The 16,991-nt window shown below is 74.9% G+C and carries 17 protein-coding genes; 6 read left to right on the top strand and 11 right to left on the bottom strand.

Features of this window, described 5'->3' with window-relative positions:
* Positions 1-21: 21 nt before the first annotated feature.
* The 10 genes from I4I82_RS12155 to I4I82_RS12110 form a co-directional block, all read right to left on the bottom strand.
* Positions 22-882: an alpha/beta fold hydrolase gene (locus I4I82_RS12155; RefSeq protein WP_218589709.1), complete on the bottom strand. Its 861-nt coding sequence runs from the start codon at positions 880-882 to the stop codon at positions 22-24.
* Complete coding sequence (locus I4I82_RS12150; RefSeq protein WP_218589708.1) at positions 875-1,528, bottom strand: isochorismatase family protein; 654 nt, start codon at positions 1,526-1,528, stop codon at positions 875-877. Before I4I82_RS12150 ends, I4I82_RS12155 begins: the two co-directional genes overlap by 8 nt.
* On the bottom strand, positions 1,518-2,189 hold the full coding sequence (locus tag I4I82_RS12145; protein WP_218589707.1) for an SRPBCC family protein: 672 nt from the start codon (positions 2,187-2,189) through the stop codon (positions 1,518-1,520). The genes I4I82_RS12150 and I4I82_RS12145 overlap by 11 nt, the downstream gene beginning before the upstream one ends.
* A complete protein-coding gene (locus I4I82_RS12140) occupies positions 2,186-2,698 on the bottom strand; it encodes a (2Fe-2S)-binding protein (RefSeq protein ID WP_218589706.1) in 513 nt (170 codons plus the stop codon). The genes I4I82_RS12145 and I4I82_RS12140 overlap by 4 nt, the downstream gene beginning before the upstream one ends.
* Entirely contained in the window at positions 2,680-5,085 is a 2,406-nt protein-coding gene (locus tag I4I82_RS12135) for a xanthine dehydrogenase family protein molybdopterin-binding subunit (RefSeq protein WP_218589729.1), read from the bottom strand. The genes I4I82_RS12140 and I4I82_RS12135 overlap by 19 nt, the downstream gene beginning before the upstream one ends.
* Positions 5,086-5,153: 68 nt before the next feature.
* Positions 5,154-6,038 (bottom strand): FAD binding domain-containing protein, encoded by an 885-nt coding sequence (locus tag I4I82_RS12130; RefSeq protein WP_218589705.1) that lies wholly within the window; start codon positions 6,036-6,038, stop codon positions 5,154-5,156.
* On the bottom strand, positions 6,035-7,417 hold the full coding sequence (locus tag I4I82_RS12125) for an MFS transporter (RefSeq protein WP_218589704.1): 1,383 nt from the start codon (positions 7,415-7,417) through the stop codon (positions 6,035-6,037). Before I4I82_RS12125 ends, I4I82_RS12130 begins: the two co-directional genes overlap by 4 nt.
* Before the next feature lie 11 nt (positions 7,418-7,428).
* Positions 7,429-8,697, bottom strand: coding sequence for an FAD-dependent monooxygenase (locus tag I4I82_RS12120; RefSeq protein WP_218589703.1), 1,269 nt, complete (start codon positions 8,695-8,697; stop codon positions 7,429-7,431).
* Between the two features lie 91 nt (positions 8,698-8,788).
* Positions 8,789-9,190 (bottom strand): MarR family winged helix-turn-helix transcriptional regulator, encoded by a 402-nt coding sequence (locus tag I4I82_RS12115; protein ID WP_218589728.1) that lies wholly within the window; start codon positions 9,188-9,190, stop codon positions 8,789-8,791.
* 201 nt (positions 9,191-9,391) lie between these two features.
* Complete coding sequence (locus tag I4I82_RS12110; protein ID WP_218589702.1) at positions 9,392-10,612, bottom strand: PucR family transcriptional regulator; 1,221 nt, start codon at positions 10,610-10,612, stop codon at positions 9,392-9,394.
* Between the two features lie 235 nt (positions 10,613-10,847).
* On the opposite strand from I4I82_RS12110, the gene I4I82_RS12105 reads away from it, so the two are divergent.
* From I4I82_RS12105 to I4I82_RS12090, 4 genes are read left to right on the top strand one after another with little or no spacing between them, the layout of a single operon-like run.
* Positions 10,848-11,141 carry a cation:proton antiporter regulatory subunit gene (locus tag I4I82_RS12105; RefSeq protein WP_218589701.1) on the top strand — a complete coding sequence of 98 codons (294 nt, stop codon included), beginning with the start codon at positions 10,848-10,850 and terminating at the stop codon, positions 11,139-11,141.
* Complete coding sequence (locus tag I4I82_RS12100; RefSeq protein ID WP_218595705.1) at positions 11,122-11,439, top strand: DUF3040 domain-containing protein; 318 nt, start codon at positions 11,122-11,124, stop codon at positions 11,437-11,439. The genes I4I82_RS12105 and I4I82_RS12100 overlap by 20 nt, the downstream gene beginning before the upstream one ends.
* A gap of 13 nt (positions 11,440-11,452) precedes the next feature.
* The gene (locus tag I4I82_RS12095; protein WP_218595704.1) at positions 11,453-11,908 is read left to right on the top strand and encodes a GreA/GreB family elongation factor; all 456 of its coding nucleotides are present in this window, start codon (positions 11,453-11,455) and stop codon (positions 11,906-11,908) included.
* Positions 11,905-12,720 carry an isocitrate lyase/PEP mutase family protein gene (locus I4I82_RS12090; protein ID WP_226370004.1) on the top strand — a complete coding sequence of 272 codons (816 nt, stop codon included), beginning with the start codon at positions 11,905-11,907 and terminating at the stop codon, positions 12,718-12,720. Before I4I82_RS12095 ends, I4I82_RS12090 begins: the two co-directional genes overlap by 4 nt.
* Positions 12,721-12,738: 18 nt before the next feature.
* Here I4I82_RS12090 and I4I82_RS34620 read toward each other — a convergent pair whose 3' ends face one another.
* Positions 12,739-14,487, bottom strand: a complete 1,749-nt coding sequence (locus I4I82_RS34620) for a sigma-54-dependent Fis family transcriptional regulator (protein WP_218592040.1) — start codon at positions 14,485-14,487, stop codon at positions 12,739-12,741.
* A 145-nt stretch (positions 14,488-14,632) separates the two neighbouring features.
* Here I4I82_RS34620 and I4I82_RS12070 point away from each other — a divergent pair, with 145 nt between their 5' ends.
* Together I4I82_RS12070 and I4I82_RS12065 are read left to right on the top strand one after the other, a co-directional pair.
* A complete protein-coding gene (locus tag I4I82_RS12070) occupies positions 14,633-16,135 on the top strand; it encodes a flavin-containing monooxygenase (RefSeq protein WP_218592041.1) in 1,503 nt (500 codons plus the stop codon).
* Between the two features lie 28 nt (positions 16,136-16,163).
* On the top strand, positions 16,164-16,979 hold the full coding sequence (locus tag I4I82_RS12065; RefSeq protein ID WP_218592042.1) for an alpha/beta fold hydrolase: 816 nt from the start codon (positions 16,164-16,166) through the stop codon (positions 16,977-16,979).
* Positions 16,980-16,991 lie beyond the last annotated feature (12 nt).

The following is a 16,991-nucleotide window of genomic DNA, read 5'->3' as shown; positions in this document are numbered from 1 at the left end:
GGGGCCGTTCGCGTGCGCGTCCTACGCCATGCCGGCCAGCGCGGAGCGGACCGCGGTGACGGCGGCGTCCGGGTCGTCCCAGAACACCATGTGGCCGGTGCCCGGCACCTCCACGACGGCGGCGCCGGGGTGGGTCGCGGCCGCCTCCCGGGCACCGTCGGCGGTCACCACGGGGCTGGCCCCTCCGTGGACGAGCACCGTGGGGGCCGGGACGGTGGGCCAGGTGTCGAAGAAGTCCTCCGACTCGAACCCGGCGTGGGTCTCGGCGATCGCCCGCGCCGAGCAGGACCCGAGCCAGCGCGCGCGCAGGGCCTGCTCCGCGCGGGGCCAGGAGGGCCAGGAGCGGGCGACCTCGTCGGCGTCGGTGCCCCCGCGGGCCTGGTCGAGCTGACCGAGGAACGCCTCCAGGGTGGTCGGGTACGGACCGCGCCCGGGCCCGCTCATCGGCGGGTCGACCAGCACGGTGCCGCGCACGGCGATCCGCCCGCGGGCCGCGGCGGCCCCCGCGATGCGGGCGCCCATCGAGTGCCCGAGCAGCACCGGGCGGTCGAGCCCGAGGCCGGTCACGACGGCCTCGACGTCGTCGGCGTAGTCCGCCAGCGCGTAGCCGCCGGGCCCGGGGGCGGAGTCGGACAGGCCGCGGCCGCGGACGTCGAGCAGGACCGGCCGGACCAGGTCGGTCAGCCGGCGGGCCACGAAGTCCATGCTGACCGCCGGGCTGGTGATGCCGGGCAGCACGAGCAGCGGCGTCCGGTCGCCGCCGTAGTCCAGGACGTGCAGGGCCAGGCCCGAGGACCGGACCCAGCGGCTGGTGGCCGGGACGTCGGCCAGGTCGGCGAGCGCGGTCTGGGTCAGGACGCGGGGGTCGGGTGCGTCAGGCACGGGCGGTCTCCCTGTCGGTGCCGAGGTAGTCGAGCGCGTCGTCGAGGGTGACGACGTCGGCGTACTTGGCCTGCAGGTCGAACAGCGCGGCGTCGTGCGGGGCCTGCGCGCGGTCGCCGCACGCCGTGCCGACGACGAGCGTGTCGAACCCCGCGGTGACGCTGTCGACCGCGGTGGCCCGGACGCAGCCGCTGGTGGTCGCGCCGGTCACGACGACGGTGCTCGCCCCGAGCCCGGACAGCAGGGCGGCGAGCCCGGTGCCGTGGAAGGCGGACGCGCCCTTCTTGACGATCGTGTGGTCGCCGGGGAGCACGGGCAGGCGCGGGTCGAGCGCGACCGCCGGTGACCCCTCGCGCAGCGCGCGCATCCCGGTCGCCTTGCGCAGCCAGGCGACCGCGTCGCCGTCGGCCTCGGCGTCGGTGTAGGCGATGGAGGTCCACACCACCGGCACGCCGGCGCGGTGGGCGGCGTCGGCGAGCGCGGCGTTCTCCGCGACGACCTCGCCCAGCTCGGCACCGCTGGGGAACCCCGGTTCGGTGAACCCCCGGGTCAGGTCGACCACCACCAGCACGGGGCGGGGCCCGCGCGGCACGGCGGCCCCGAACCCGGCCCGGGCGTAGACGGCGTCGGTGCCCTCAGCGGTCACGGCGCAGCTCCTCGATCAGCATCCTCTGGCCGCGCAGCCGCCCGGCCATCCATCCCTGCAGGAACGCGACGGCCAGCGCGGCGCCCGCGGCGGCGATCCGGCCCGCGTTCGGGGGCAGCAGCATCCCCAGCCCGTCGACGGCGCCGTCGGGGTCCGCCGGCCCGGCCGTGGAGGAGGGCGCCACCGCTGCGGCGCGCTCCGGGGACGCCGGCGCGGCCGACCCGTCGAGCTGCGCCGCCAGGTTCTGCGCGAACCGGTCGAGCAGCCGGTCGGACACCGCCACGACGGCGCCCTTGCCGAACTGGGCGATCTTGCCGCGGATGACCAGGTCGGTGTGCAGGCGCAGTATCGACCCGGCCCCGTCGGGCACGACGGACAGCTCGACCTCCGCCTCGGCGTCGCCGCTGCCGTGGCTGTCGGCGCCCCTCGCGGCGAGCCGCAGCCGCCGCTCGTCGGGGGTGACGTCGAGGAAGCGGACGGTGCCGCCGTAGGCCGCCCGGATCGGGCCGACCTTGACGGTGACGCGGCCGCGGTAGGTGTCGCCGTCGCGGCCGTCGAGAACGGCGCCGGGCAGGCAGGTCGCCACCCGCTCGACGTCGTTGACCAGCGCGAACACCTCGTCCGGGGGTGCTGCGACGGTGAGCTCGTTGTCCAGGATCACGCGGTCTCCCCAGGTGCTGCGAGGCGGGTGCGGGCGGTGTCGGCGATCGCGTCGACGATGGTCTGGTAGCCGGTGCAGCGGCACAGGTTGGCCGACGCCATCTCGCGCACCTCCTCGCGGTCGGGCTCGCCGGCCCCCGTGGCGGCGCGCTCGGCGAGCCAGCCCTCGGCCAGCATGAGGAACCCGGGCGTGCAGAAGCCGCACTGGAGCCCGTGGTGGCGGCTGAAGGCCCGCTGCAGGTCCGACAGCTCGCCCGACGGCGCGGCCAGCGACTCCACGGTGTGCAGCGCGCTGCCCTCGGCCTGCACGGCGAACAGCAGGCAGGCCCGCGCCGGGGCGCCGTCGACGAGGACGGTGCACGCCCCGCAGACGCCGTGCTCGCAGCCGGCGTGCGCGCCGGTCAGCCGCAGGTCGTGGCGCAGCACGTCGAGCAGGGTGCGCCGGGCCTCGACGACGACCTCGTGCTCCTCGTCGTTGACGGTCAACGTGATCAGGTGGCGGTCGTGCACGCCGGCTCCTTCCGCAGCAGGGCCTCGACGACGGTCCGGGGGTGGACGGGGGTCGCGTCGAGCTCGACCCCGGTGTGGCGCAGCGCGTCGTTGACGGCGTTGAGCACCGCGGCCGGAGCGCCGATGGTGCCGCCCTCGCCGGCGCCCTTGGCCCCGTTCTCGGTGAACGCGCACGGCGTCTCGAGGTGGGCGACGGTGATGTCGGGGATCTCGGTGGCGGTGGGCACCTTGTAGTCGATGAAGCTGGCGGCCGAGGGCTCGCCGTTCGCGTCGTAGGTGACCTCCTCGAACAGTGCGCCCGCGATGCCCTGGGCGATCCCGCCCCGGCACTGCCCGTCGACGACCTGGGGGTGGATCACCACGCCGCAGTCCTCGACGCAGGCGTAGCGCAGGATCTCGACCCGGCCGGTCCCGGCGTGGCACTCGACGACGACGGCGTGCGTCGCGTTGGAGAACGTGCCGTCGCCCGGGGCGTCGAAGCTCGCGGTGGCGCTGAGGCCCGGCTCGACGTCCTTGGGCAGCAGGTTCGACCGCAGGTACGCGACGTCGGCGATCTCGGTGAACGGGATCCGCCGCGCCGGGTCGGTGCGCAGCACCACCCGGCCCTCGCCGTCGAGCTCGACGTCGTCCTCGGTGACGTCCATCAGGTGCGCGGCGATCCGGCAGAGCAGGACGCCGAGGCGGGTCGACGCCGCGGCGACCGCGGACCCGCCGACGGTGATCGAGCGGGAGGCGAACGTGCCCCAGCCGTAGGAGATCCGCTCGGTGTCGCCCTGGCGCAGCTTGACCTGCGCGATGTCGATCCCGAGCCGGTCCGCGACGATCTGGGCCATCGTCGTCTCGTGGGACTGGCCGTGGTTGAGCGTGCCGCTGGTGACCACCACCGACCCGGAGGTGTCCATCCGGATCTCGGAGATGTCGAAGCCGGGGACGACGGTCATCCGCCGCTTGGCGAAGGCGTCGGAGCCGTACCCGGTCCGCTCGCTGAAGCAGCAGAACCCGATGCCCACCGCCCGGCCCTGCGCCGCGGCCTCGTCGCGGAAGCGGAACCAGCCCTCCTCGCGCAACGTGCTCTCGGCGAGGTCGAGCGACTCCCGGTAGGTGCCGAGGTCGTAGGTGACGTCGTTGACGCCGGTGTAGGGGAAGTCGGTGATGAGGTTGCGGCGGCGGACGTCGAGCGGGTCCATGCCCAGCTCGCGCGCCGCGCGCTCCATCACCCGCTCCATCGCCATGACGTACTGCGGGCGGCTGACCCCGCGGTAGGGCGCCGTGGGGGCCTTGTTCGTGGTGATCGCGCGGGCGCGCACCCGGTAGGCGGGCACGCGGTAGACCGACGGCATCTCCGCCGAGGCCATCAGCGGCTCGATGCCGGCCGTGAACGGGTAGCAGGAGTAGGCGCCCATGTCGCAGACGACGTCGACGTCGAGGGCCAGGACGGTCCCGTCGGCGTCGAACGCGGCGCGGGTGCGGTAGTGCTGCTCGCGCGCCAGGAACGACGCGGTCAGCGACTCCCGGCGGTCCTCGATCCACTTGACGGGACGGTCGAGCCGGCGCGCCACGGCGGCGACGACGATCTCCTCCCGCCCGACCACGCACTTCTGGCCGAAGCCGCCGCCCATGTCGGGGACGGTCACGCGGATCGTGCGCTCGTCGACCCGCAGGCAGCGGGCGGCCAGCGTCCGCACCTGGTGCGGGATCTGCGTGCAGGTCTGCAGCAGCAGCTGGTCGTCGCGGTCGTCCCAGGAGGCGAGCGCCCCGCGGGTCTCCAGCGGCAGCGCGTTCTGGCGGCCGGTGCGGGTGTCGACCTCGACGACGCACGCGGCGCCCGCGAAGACCTCGTCGATGCCCTCGGTCGCGAACATCGACACGTCGACGAGGGTGTTCGCGGACGCGTCGGCGTGCACGAGCGGCGCGCTGGCGGCCAGCGCGGTCTCCTCGGAGACCACCGCCTCCTCGGCGGTGATCCGCACGACCGCGGCCTCGACGCCGTCCTCGGCGGCGTAGGGGTCCCGCGCCACGACGACGGCCACCGGCTCGCCGACGAACCGGACGCGGTCGCGGGCGAGCACGGGCATCGCGGTCGGGACGAACTCCTCGGGCGGCCGGTCGAGCAGCGCGACGATGTCGGCCAGGTCCAGGTCGGCGGCGTCGAAGGCGGCGACGACGCCGGGCACCGCCCGGACCGGCTCCAGGTCGATCCCGGTCAGCGCGCCGTGGGCGACCGTGGAGCGGACGAACGCGGCGTGCAGCACGCCGGGTGGGTCGATGTCGTCGAGGAAGCGGCCGCGGCCGGCCACGAGCCGGGGGTCCTCCCGGCGGGGCACGGACACGCCGACCCAGCGGGCGGCGCCGGCGTGCGACCGCGGCCCGGTGGCGGGGCTGGGCACGGCGTGCCCGTCGATGCGGGTCTCGCCGACCGGCTCGGGCGCCCCGGTGGCGGTGGGGATCTCCCGGCTCACGGGTGGGACTCCTTCGCTCCGTCCCAGGCCTGCTCGCAGGCCCGGGTGACGAGGGTGCGGACCAGGTGGCGCCGGTAGTCGCTGCTGCCGTGCGCGTCGGCGGGCGGGTCGACCCCGGCCGCGGCGGCGTCGGCGCAGGCGGCGAACGAGGCGGGCCCGCCGTCCAGCTCGGCCTCGGCGACGGGCACGCGGACCGGCGCGGGGGCCACCCCGCCGAGCACGACCCGTCCGCCGAGGAGGGTGCCGTCCGGGGCGCGGTCCAGCGCGACGGCCGCGTCGACGACGGCGAAGTCGCCGTGGCGCTGGGCGAACTCGGTGAGTGCGGCGTGCGGCGCCGGGCGGGTGAACACGACCTCGGTGACCAGCTCGTCGGGTTCGACCTCGGTGGCGTAGAAGCCGTGGAACATCTCCCCGGCCGGGATCTCGCGGCGGCCGCCGGGCCCCTCGACGACGATCCGGGCGTCGCACAGGAGCGCGAGCAGGCACCACTCGGCGGTGGCGTCGCCGTGGACCAGGCTGCCCGCGACGGTGCCGCGGGTGCGGATCGGCAGGTGCCCGACCCAGCGCATGGCCCGGCGGAGCACGCGGTAGTCCCGGCCGGTCGCGGCGGAGGTCTCGACCTCGTGGTGGGTGGTCAGGGCCCCGATGCGCAGCGACCCGTCCGCCTGCGGGGTGATCCCCGTCAGCTCGCCGCGGCGGCGGAGCCCGCCCAGGTCGACCAGGGCCGACGGCCGGGCGAGCCGGAAGCTCATCATCGGCACCAGGCTCTGGCCGCCGGCGAGCAGCTTCGGGTCCTCGCCCGCTGCGGCCAGCTCGGACAGCAGCGCCACCGCGCCCGTGACGTCACGGGCGCGGTGGTAGCTGAAGGCGGCCGGTTTCACCGCGCCGCGGCCTTGTCGCCGGGCTCCACGGCGACGATGTGGTCGAGCTCGCGGCCCGCGGTCTCCGGGGCGGCGACCCACATCCAGGCCACCGCGGCCACGACCAGCACCCCCAGCAGGGCGAAGGTCAGCGGCAGGCCCAGCACCGGCCACAGCACGCTGCCGAACAGCAGCGGGGCGAAGCCGGTGACCGCCCGGCTCGACGACGACGCCCAGCCGAACCCGCTGGCCCGCAGCTCGGTCGGGTACAGCTCGGAGACGTAGGCGTACATCACCGGGATGACGATCAGCGCGAGCATCCCGAACGCCCCGAGCGCGACGAGCGCGACCCACGGGGTGCCCAGCAGCAGCGCGAACGCGACCAGGGTGACCGCGGCCAGCGGACCCGCCACGGCGATGACGCGCTTGCGCCCGACCCGCTCCACCACCAGGACGGCGATGAGGACGCCCACGATGCCCAGCCCGTTCATGAGCGTCGTCGACGCGAACGCGGCGACCTCGCCGAAGCCCTCCGCCCGCAGGATCGAGGGCATCCAGCTCAGCGCGGCGTAGTAGACGAGCATGACGGAGATGAACAGCGCCCAGGCCACCGACGTGATGCGGGGGCTGAACGCCCACACGCGGCGCAGCTGGTCGACCGCGGCGCGGGCGGCGCCGCCGCGGGTGTCCTCGACGACCGGGGCCGGCACGGAGTACGGCTCCGGCGCCGCGCCCGTGCGCCGGACGAGGTCGTCGATCACGGCGCGGGCCTCGTCCTCGCGGCCCTTGCGGACCAGGAACAGGGGCGACTCCGGGATGCCGCGGCGGGCCCAGAACAGCAGCAGCGCCGGGAGGATCATGAGGAGCAGCATCCAGCGCCAGTTGCCGTCGACCGGCACCAGCAACGTCGCGCTCACCCCGGCCAGCGTGGCCCCGATCGGCCACCACCCGTCCATGGCCGACAGGACCCGGCCCCGGTGCTTGCGCGGCGAGAACTCGCTGACGATCGCGTAGTCGACGGGGATGCAGCCGCCCAGGCCGATGCCCGCGAGGAAGCGCAGCAGGTAGAACACCTCGATGTTGGGCGACAGCGCGCCCAGCGCCGAGAACAGCGCGAAGATCAGCAGCGTGATGCTGAACGCCCGCTTGCGGCCGATCCGGTCCGCGATCGTGCCCCAGGCGACCGCGCCGACGGCCATGCCGACGAGGTTGGCCGTCGCGACGAGCCCCCGCTCGGTGGTGCTCAGGTCGAACTCCGCGCCGAGCAGCGGGGTCAGGAAGCCGTTGAGCGCGACGTCCCAGGCGTCGAACATGTAGCCCAGGCCGCCGATGATGAAGACCTTGCCCTGCACGCTCCAGCGCCAGGGGAGGTCCTGGACGATCTGATCTCCGGTACGCATACCTGCTCCCGTCACCGTGCGAACTGGTAGGAGAGTGCCTCGTTGTCGGGGTCGTGCAGCGGGCTGCCGTTCCACAGCCAGTCGTAGGAGACGTCGGACTCGCCGTCGAACCGGCGCAGCTTCTCGTCGCGCTCGCGCTGCGCCGGGCCGTCGGGCAGGTGGTAGAAGTCCATGTTGCGCAGCGACGCGTCCTGCACCATGCCCGCGTGCTTGGCCCGCCGGTGGACGTAGCGCGCCAGCGCGCCGTCGACGCCGCTGCGGGTCACCGAGCCGAGCTCCTCGGCCAGCACCGCGGCGTCCTCCATCGCCTGGGACGCGCCCTGCGCCTGGTAGGGGAGCATCGCGTGGCAGGCGTCGCCCAGCAGCGCGACCCGGCCGTCGACCCAGACCGGGTCGCGCCGGCGGCGGAACAGCGCCCACACCGACACGTCGTCCTTGGCCTTGGACAGCATGGCCCCGACGCGGTCGTCCCAGTCGCCGAAGTCGGCGACCATGTCCTCCGCCGACGCCGGTGCGCTCCAGTCGCGCCGGACCTCCTCGGTGCACGGCACGATCGCCACGACGTTGAGGTGCTCCCCGCCGCGGATCATGTAGTGGACCAGGTGCTTGTCCGGCCCGTACCAGATCGTCGACTGGAACCGGTCGGCCAGGAAGCGGGTGGCGGGGTCGGCGACGATCGAGTCGCCCGGGATCAGCGCCCGGTAGGCCATCTCGCCGGAGAACACGAGGGTGTCGTCGAAACCGGCCAGGTCGCGCACCGCGGAGCGGATGCCGTCGGCGCCGACCAGGACGTCGGCGGCGTACCGGTCACCGCGCGCGGTGACCGCTACCGGACGCTCGGCGTCGCTGCGGTCCAGCTCCACCACCTGCGCGTCGGTGTGCACGGCCACGACCGGGCCGGGGCCCGCCGGGTCCAGGCACGCCTCCAGGAGCACCGCGTGCAGGTCGGCGCGGTGGTAGTGCCAGTAGGGCGCGCCGTACTGGTCGACGACCCGCCGGGCCAGCGGCAGCGAGGCGATGACGCTGCCGTCGGCCCACCGCCGCCGGACCTGGTCCTGGGGCTCGGTGTGGATCCGCTGCAGCGCTCCCCGCAGGCCGAGGCCCACCAGGATCCGGCTGGCGTTGGGGGCGGTCTGGATGCCGGCGCCCACCTCGCCCAGCTGCGGCGCGGCCTCCAGCACGGTGACCCGGAGGCCCTTCTGGCGCAGCGCCAGCGCGGTGGTGAGACCGCCCAGCCCACCGCCCGCCACGGTCACCTCGAACGACTGGCTCGGTGCCACGTCGACCTCCTCTTCCGTCCTCGTCAACTAATCCGAACACGTACTATCCGGATACGCAAGAGTTTTCGGGGGACGATCTCGGAAGGCCGGGCTACGCCGGCTCGCCGTCGGCGACGGCTTCCCAGGCGCGGCCGAGGTCGTTGAGCAGCTCGGCGATGCGCGCCCGGTCCTCCTCGGGCAGGTGCGCGAGCAGCGCCTCGTCGAGCGCCCGCGTCCGGTCGAACGTCGTGGCGAGGGCCTCGGCGCCGGCGTCGGTCAGGGAGAGCAGCTTGCGCCGCGCGTCCTGCGACGACTCCGACCGCCGGATCAGGCCGCGCCGCTCCATGCGCCGGCAGACGTCGGCCATGGTCGAGGTGTCGAGGGCGACGGCGCCGGCGAGCGAGCTCTGGTCGGTGTCGGGGTAGGCCCGGATCGCGGACAGCACCGCGAACTGGGGCCCGGTCAGGACGGGATCGACGTGGCGGGTCCACGCCGCGAGGTACGCCTGGTACATGCGGCGGGCGCCGTAGCCGGGTGCGGACGTCAGGTCGACCGGCGGGCTGAGCGCCACCCGTCGACCCCGCCTCGGTCCCGCTTCGCCGACCGGTGCGGCCTCGGACAACTGACTGCCCCTCCTTCACGGCCCGCCTGCTCGGCTCGCGGCGGCGCCAGGACGAACTCTCAGCTTAGACACGTGCCCGGGGCGGTCGTCGGCTCACCGGTCCACCGGCAGGTCGCGCTGCGGCCAGCCCAGGAGCTTCGCCCCGAGCACCGCGGTGTGCACGGTGAAGCGGTGCGCGGGGTCGGTGGGGTCGTAGCCGGTGAGCGTCGTGATGCGGTCGAGCCGGTAGGTGACGGCGCGGACGGACAGGTGCAGCCGGCGGGCGGTCTCCGTGGTGACGGCGCCCGCGGCGAAGTAGGCGTCGAGGGTCGCGAGGAGGGGTCCGGCGCCGCCGCGGGCGCGCACCAGCTGCCCCAGCACCGACTGCACCAGGTCGGCGATGGCGGGCTGGTCGCGCAGCAGGACCCGGTAGACGAGCAGCTGCTCGGCCCGGATCAGCGGGCTGTCCAGGTGCAGGCGCACCGCCATCGTCAGGCCCTCGCGGGCCTCCTCGTAGGAGCGGGCGATGCCGTACGAGCCCGGGTAGGGGCGGCCGACGGCGACGCGCCACGGCTCCCCGCGGGGCAGGCGGCCGAGCTCGGCGAGCAGCAGGTCGCCGAGGGTGGCCGGGCCGGTGCGCGGCCCGGGGACGTCGGTGTCGGCGGGCGTCATCGCGACGATCCAGCCGTCCTTGGTGGCGACGAGCACGTCGCGGTCCCCGGCCCACTGCACGACGGCGCGCTCGAGCGCGCTGATCGCCGCGCCCGCCTCCTCGGAGCGGCCCGACGGCGCCGCCAGCGCGATCTGGTGGTGGCGGCCCATGTCGAGGCCGAAGGGCACCGCGCGCTCGGCCAGCCCGGCGACGTCGGCGTCGCCGCGCAGCAGGTCGTCGATGAACTCGCGGCGCAGCGTCTCCTCCCAGCGCACCATCTGCCGGCGGGCGTCGGTGTAGCCGTCGACCAGGCGCGCGACGGCCTCGTCGACGACGTGCAGGACGGCGGCGGCCGCGGTCCGGACGACCTCGCTGTCGCGCGAGCGGACCACCGCGGGCAGCTGCTGCCACAGCCGCCGCGCCGCGGACAGGTACAGCTGCACGGCGCTGCCCGCCGACACCCCGAGCTCGGCGGCGCGCCGGCCGAGCAGCCCGACGCTGTCGAGCTCGTGCGCGTCGGGGCGGCGCCCGGAGGCCGCGGCGTCGGCGAGCAGCGGGAGGTAGTCGCCCAGCAGCTCGACCGGCACGCCGCCGACGTCGCGGCAGGCGTCGCGCGCCACGTCGGCCAGCCACGAGTCGTCGGGGCCCCCTCCGGTCGGGCGCCGCGGACCGCGATCAGCCACGTCGTCCTCCCCTCCGTCCGGTGCGGGCACTCTAGTCCCGGCGGGCCGGCGTGTTGCCGGGTTCCGGCAACTGAGACCTGCCTTTGTGGCGCGCCGCGGACGTGGGCCGGGACGGCGTCGCCGGGGGACCCTGGAGTCACACCGCGAACGGAGCGGCGCGCGGTTCGAGCGCGCCCCGAACTCCGGACGAGCACGTGAGCTGCGGTGTCATGGAGCAGAAGAGGAGGATCTCGTGATGGCGGACGTGGACGTGCAGGCGCAGCGCCTGCCGGGCGTCGGGTGGCACTACTCGGTCCCGGCGGAGCACGGTGCCGCGCTGTCCCTCGTCGTGGAGGACCGCGGCTTCCGGCACCTGGCAGTCACCGATCCCGGGTCCGACGAGTCGCCCCGCACGGTGCGGCTCGGCGAGGCCCAGGCGGCGGCGGTGGCCGCGCTCCTGACCGGGGCGCGGTTCGACCTCCGTCCCGCCGACGAGCAGGGGTCGGACGAGCCCGGAACAGGAGGACGTCGTGCCCCTCTCGCCCTCTGAGCAGCAGGTGCTGGAGTCGCTGGAGCAGGAGCTCCGGGCCCAGGACCCGGAGTTCGTGGCGGTGTTCGACCGGGACGCGACCGCAGCGCTCCAGCCCGTCTCCGCCCGGCACGTCCTGCCCCTCGCGCTGGGGCTCGGCCTCATCGCCCTGGCGGTCCTGCCCGGCTGGGCCACGGCCCTCGCGTTCCTCGTCGCGCTCCTCGCGCTGCCGCGGCTGGTCGTGCGCGCGGTCCGGTGGGCCGAGCGACGAGGAGCCCTCCCGACCCCGTCCTCCCCGACCCACGACGGCACCAGGTAGGAGACCGGCCGAGATGCACCCCCACAGCGAACAGGTGTGGCTGTCCCGCGACGCCCACGAGCGGGTCGCCGACGAGCTGGCCGCACTGCTCGCCGAGCGCGAGGCCGGCACCGCCGACACGGGCGACGTGAGCGCACAGGAGCAGCGGGAGATGCGCATCCGCCACCTCCAGGACGTGGTCCGCAGCGCCGTCGTGCACGAACCGCCCGACGACGGCGTGGCCGAGCCGGGCATGGTCCTGACCGTCCGCTTCGACGGCGACGACGACACCGAGACCTTCCTGCTCGGGGGCCGGGAGGGGGCCGTGGCATCCGGCGACCTCGAGCTCTGCTCCCCGCGCTCGCCGCTGGGGCGGGCGCTCACGGGGGCCGTCGGCGGCGAGCGGCGCGAGTACGCGGCGCCGGACGGGACGCGGATGAGGGTGACGCTGGTGAGCGCCGTGCCCCACCGGAGCACCATCACGGGGTGACCCCCGACGACAGGAGCGCCACCGTGCCCACCGACTCCCGGCGACCCGGCTTCCACGACCTGCACGCGGGCGGGCGCCCGTTGCTGCTGCCCAACGCCTGGGACGTCGCCTCGGCCGTGGCGTTCGTCGACGCCGGCTTCCCCGCGGTGGGCACGACGAGCTTCGGGGTCGGTGCCGCCGCGGGCAGGCCCGACGGCGGCCGGGCCAGCCGCGACGCCACGGCGGCGCTGGTGCGGGCGCTCGCGCCGCTGGACGCGCACGTGTCCGCCGACGTCGAGGACGGCTACTCCGACGACCCCGACGAGGTCGCCGCCTACGTCGCCGGGCTCGGGTGCGCGGGGGTCAACGTCGAGGACGGCACCGACGGCCGGCTCGTCGACCCCGAAGTGCACGCGGCGAAGATCGCCGCGATCACGGGGCGGTGCCCCGGCCTGTTCGTCAACGCGCGGGTCGACAACTACTGGCTCGGCGCGGACGCGACCGTCGGGGCCGTGCTCCGGCGGGCCGAGGCCTACGTGGCCGCCGGCGCCGACGGGATCTTCGTCCCCGGCGCCACCGACCCCGACGAGCTGCGCGAGCTGGCGGCGGCGATCCCGGTGCCGGTCAACGTCCTCGCCGTGCCCGGCCGCATGCTCGACGAGCTGGGTGGCCTCGGCATCCGCCGCGTCAGCACCGGCTCGCTGCCCTACCGCGCCGCCCTCGACGCCGCGGTCGGAGTGGCGACGGCGATCCGCGGGGGTGGGACGCCGATGAGCGCCACGCCGTACCGCGACGCGCAGCAGGCCATCGTCCGCTTCGCGCGGCGCACCTGAGGGCAGGGGGACGGCGCGTCAGGCCGTGATGCCGTAGTGCGCGATCTTGCGGTAGAGCGTCGAACGGGCGACGCCCAGCGCCGCGGCCGCCGCCACCCGGTTGCCCGCCGACTCGCGCAGCGCCACGACGATCGCGTCGCGCTCGGCCTGGTCGACCGGGCGCAGCGTGGAGCGCGGGGCGCTCTGGCAGGACGCGGGCAGGTCGCCGACCTCCACCATCCCGACCGGGCGGTGCAGCAGGGCCTCGCCGAGCGCCTCGCGCAGCTCCCGCACGTTGCCCGGCCAGCTGTGCCGGGCCAGTGCGCGCAGCGCATCGGCCGAGAGCCGGGCGTCGCGCCCCGGCGCCAGGTCGGCCAGCAGGCCGGTGACCAGAGCGGGCAGGTCGCCCGACCGGTTGCGCAGCGGCGGCACGGTCACCGAGCGCCGGAACCCGGTGAGCACCTCGGCGACGGCCGCGGCGTGCCGCGCACCGTTCCCGGTGGTCGCGGCGAGCCGGGCCCGGCGGGCGTGCAGCGCGGCGGTGAGGCCCGGCGGCAGGTCGTCCCAGCGGTCGACGTCGGCGAGCACGACCAGCGGTGACGGCCCGGCTCCCCGGACGCGGTCGGCGGCAGCGGCTTCGGCGGTGACGTCGGCGGGACCGACCTCGACGACGTGCCCCGCGCCGTGCAGCGCGCGGTCGAGGTCGGTGAGCAACCGCCGCCGCCCGCTCCCGGGCTCGCCGACGACCAGCAGCGGCGCGCCCGACCGCAGCGCCTCCGCCGCCGACGTCCACGCCCCGCGCCAGGCTGGACTGGAGCTCGCCGTCTCCGGCAGCGGCCGCTCGATCCGCCGGTGCAGCGCGATCCCGTCGGCCTCGCGCAGCACCGACACCGCCGCCACCAGGCCGGCGACCGTGCTCCCCACCGTGACCACCGTGCCGCGCATCCGCACCCGGACCCCCGACGGCAGGTCGAGGCGGTCGTCGACGTCGTGCTCGCGGCCCATCCGGAACCGCGCGTGCTCCTGCAGCGCGGCGAGGTCGCCCGGGTCGAGCAGGGTGTGCAGCAGCGTGTTGGCGAGCACCGTCCGCCGGCCCACCGCGAGCACGGCGCGACGGGCGCGGGCGTCGACGCGGGCGTAGAGGTCGAACAGCGCCTGCTGCCCGCGGTCGCGGTCCTGCAGCAGCGCGTCCTGGATGCGGGTGGCCGCGGTCGCGACCAGCGAGTGCAGGATCGGCGACGAGTGCTCGGCCCGGCAGCTGACGTCGAGCACGCCCTCGACGCGCCCGGTGAACGGGTCGCGCACCGGGGCTCCGGCGCACGCGTAGGGGTGCAGCGACTCGACGAAGTGCTCGGCGCCGACGACGTGCACCGACCGCCCGGCCTCCAGGACGGTGCCGACGCCGTTGGTGCCGACCGCGCCCTCCTCGTAGCCGAAGCCCTCGGCGAAGGAGTTCTCGTCGGCGGCGCGCCCGATCGCGGCCGTCGTGTCGATGCGGACGAGCAGGCGGGCGCGGTCGTCGGTGAGCACGACGCACACCGGGACGGCCCCGATCTGCTCGGCCAGCTGCTCGACCACCGGGCGGGCGCAGCGCACCAGCCGGGAGCCGACGTCGAGGTCGGGGTGGTGCAGGTTCGTGATCACGGAGGGGTCGACGCCGCTCGCGACGCTGCGGCGCCAGGACGCCGCGACCTGGTCGGGGATGCCGGGGAGGTCGGCGTCGGGGTGGTCCAGGAGCCGGGCCCGGGCGGAGGTGAGGAGCCTGCGCCGAGCGAGGACGTCACCCATCTGTGGCACACCTCTCTGTCGCCTTTGTCACATCATGCGTCACCGGTCAAGGCCTGGACCGTCCGAAGTTCGGACACGGTGGGCGGGCGATCCGGTCCTACCGTCGGGTCGTCCCGTCATCGTCGACTCATGGGGGAACCCTGTTATGACCCGTGCCGCAACGGCCGATCAGGCGCAGAGCACCAGTGGGACCGAGCACGTCGACGTCCTGATCATCGGCGCCGGCGTGTCCGGCATCGGGGCCGCGCACCGGCTGCGCACGGAGTTCCCCGAGCGCAGCTTCGTGATGCTCGAGGCCCAGGACGCCCGCGGCGGTACCTGGTGGACGCACCGCTTCCCGGGCGCCCGCTCCGACAGCGACCTCTTCACCTACGGCTACCGCCACAAGCCGTGGCGCGGGGCGTCGATCGCCGCGGGCGACGCGATCCTCGAGTACCTCGACGAGGTCATCGAGGAGGACGACCTCACCGACCGGATCCGCTACCACCACAAGGTGACGGCGCTGGACTGGTCGTCGGAGGAGGCCCGGTGGACCGCGCGGGTCCTGCGCACCGACACCGGTGAGGAGTTCGAGCTCACCGCGTCGTTCCTGTGGATGTGCCAGGGCTACTACAACCACGACGAGCCGTACACACCCGAGTGGCCGGGCACCGAGCGGTTCGAGGGCACCATCGTGCACCCGCAGGGCTGGCCCTCCGACCTCGATCACGCGGGCAAGAAGGTCGTGGTCATCGGATCCGGGTCGACCGCCGCCACCGTGGTGCCGGCCCTGGCCCAGACCGCCGAGCACGTGACGATGCTGCAGCGCTCGCCGTCGTACTGGTTCCCCGCCCCGACGGTGCACGAGCTCGCGACGATGCTGGCGCCGCTGGACCTGCCGGCCGACTGGACCCACGAGATCCTGCGCCGCCAGTACGTCCAGCAGCTCGACTGGCTGGCCACCACGGGCCTCGAGGACCCGGACCAGCTGCACGCGTTCCTCGTCGAGTCCATCCGGCCGCTGCTGCCCGAGGGCACCGACATCGAGAAGCACTTCACGCCGAGCTACCGGCCGTGGCAGCAGCGGATCGCGTTCGTGCCGGACGGCGACCTGTTCGCCGCCATGCGCGAGGGCAAGGCCGCGGTGGTCACGGACACGATCACCGAATTCACCGAGAAGGGTGTGCAGGTCTCGTCGGGCGAGGTGCTCGAGGCCGACGTCGTCGTCACCGCGACCGGGTTCGACCTCTCGGTGTTCGGCGACATCCCGTTCCGCCTCGACGGCGAACCCGTCGACTTCTCCCAGCGCGTCACCTGGCGCGGGATCATGATCAGCGGGGTCCCGAACATGGCGTACGCCTTCGGCTACTTCCGCCACAGCTGGACGCTGCGCGTCGACCTCGTCAACGACGTCGTCGGCCGGATCTTCGAGCGCATGGCCAAGCGCGGTGCGTCCACCGTCCTCCCGACGCTGCGGCCCGAGGACGAGGGCATGCCGCTACTGCCCTGGAGCGACCCGAACAACTTCAACCCCGGGTACGTCCTGCGCTCCCAGGACCGGATGTTCAAGCAGAGCGACCGCGACCCGTGGACCCACATGCACGAGCACGACCACGAGCGCGTCTCGCTCCCCGAGGCCGACATCGACGACGGCCTTCAGTACCGCTGACCCCGCCCCCCTGCACCGAGGAGCACCCGTGCCACAGATCCCCGTCCGCACCGGCGTCACCCTGAACTACGAGATCACCGGCAGCGGCGAACCGCTGCTGCTGGTGATGGGCACGTCCGGCGCCATCGCGCTCTGGGGCGAGTTGACGTCCCGCCTCGCCCAGACCCACCAGGTCATCGCCTTCGACAACCGCGGCCTCGGCGGCAGCGACCGCGGCACCGGCGACATCACCGTCGCCTCGCTCGCCGAGGACGCCTCCGCCCTGCTGGAGGCGCTCGAGATCCCGCGGGCGCACGTGCTCGGCTGGTCGCTCGGGTCGGCGGTGGTGCAGGAGCTCGCGCTGGCCCACCCCGACCAGGTCGCCTCCGCCCTGATGTACGCGACGTGGGGCCGCGCCGACGGGTTCCAGCGCTCGGTGCTCACCGCGCTGCGGCTGCCCTACGTGCACCGCGACATGGACTCGGCGCTGGCCACGGCCGGTATCGCGTTCTCGCCGCAGCTGCTCGACCACCCGGACTTCGGCGCGATGCTCGGCCCGATGCTGCCCGCGTTCCCGCAGAACGAGGAGCAGATGCAGGTCACCGTCGAGCAGTGGGACGCCGACCTGGCCCACGACACGATCGACCGGCTCGGCGCCATCACGGCCCCGACGCTCGTCGTCGTGGGGGAGCAGGACCTGCTCACCCCGCCGTGGCAGGCGAAGAAGGTGGCCGACGCGATCCCGGGTGCCCGCTACGAGCTCGTCACCGGGCCCGGGTCGAGCCACGGTCTGCACATCGAGCGCCCCGCGGACCTGGCGAGGATCCTCACCGCGTTTCTCGGGGAGCTCGCCCCGGCGCACTGACCCGGAGGGGGA

The sequence above is a fragment of the Pseudonocardia oceani genome (genome assembly GCF_019263585.2).
Taxonomy (GTDB): Bacteria; Actinomycetota; Actinomycetes; order Mycobacteriales; family Pseudonocardiaceae; genus Pseudonocardia; species Pseudonocardia oceani.
This window is presented reverse-complemented; position numbering and strand designations above follow the sequence as displayed.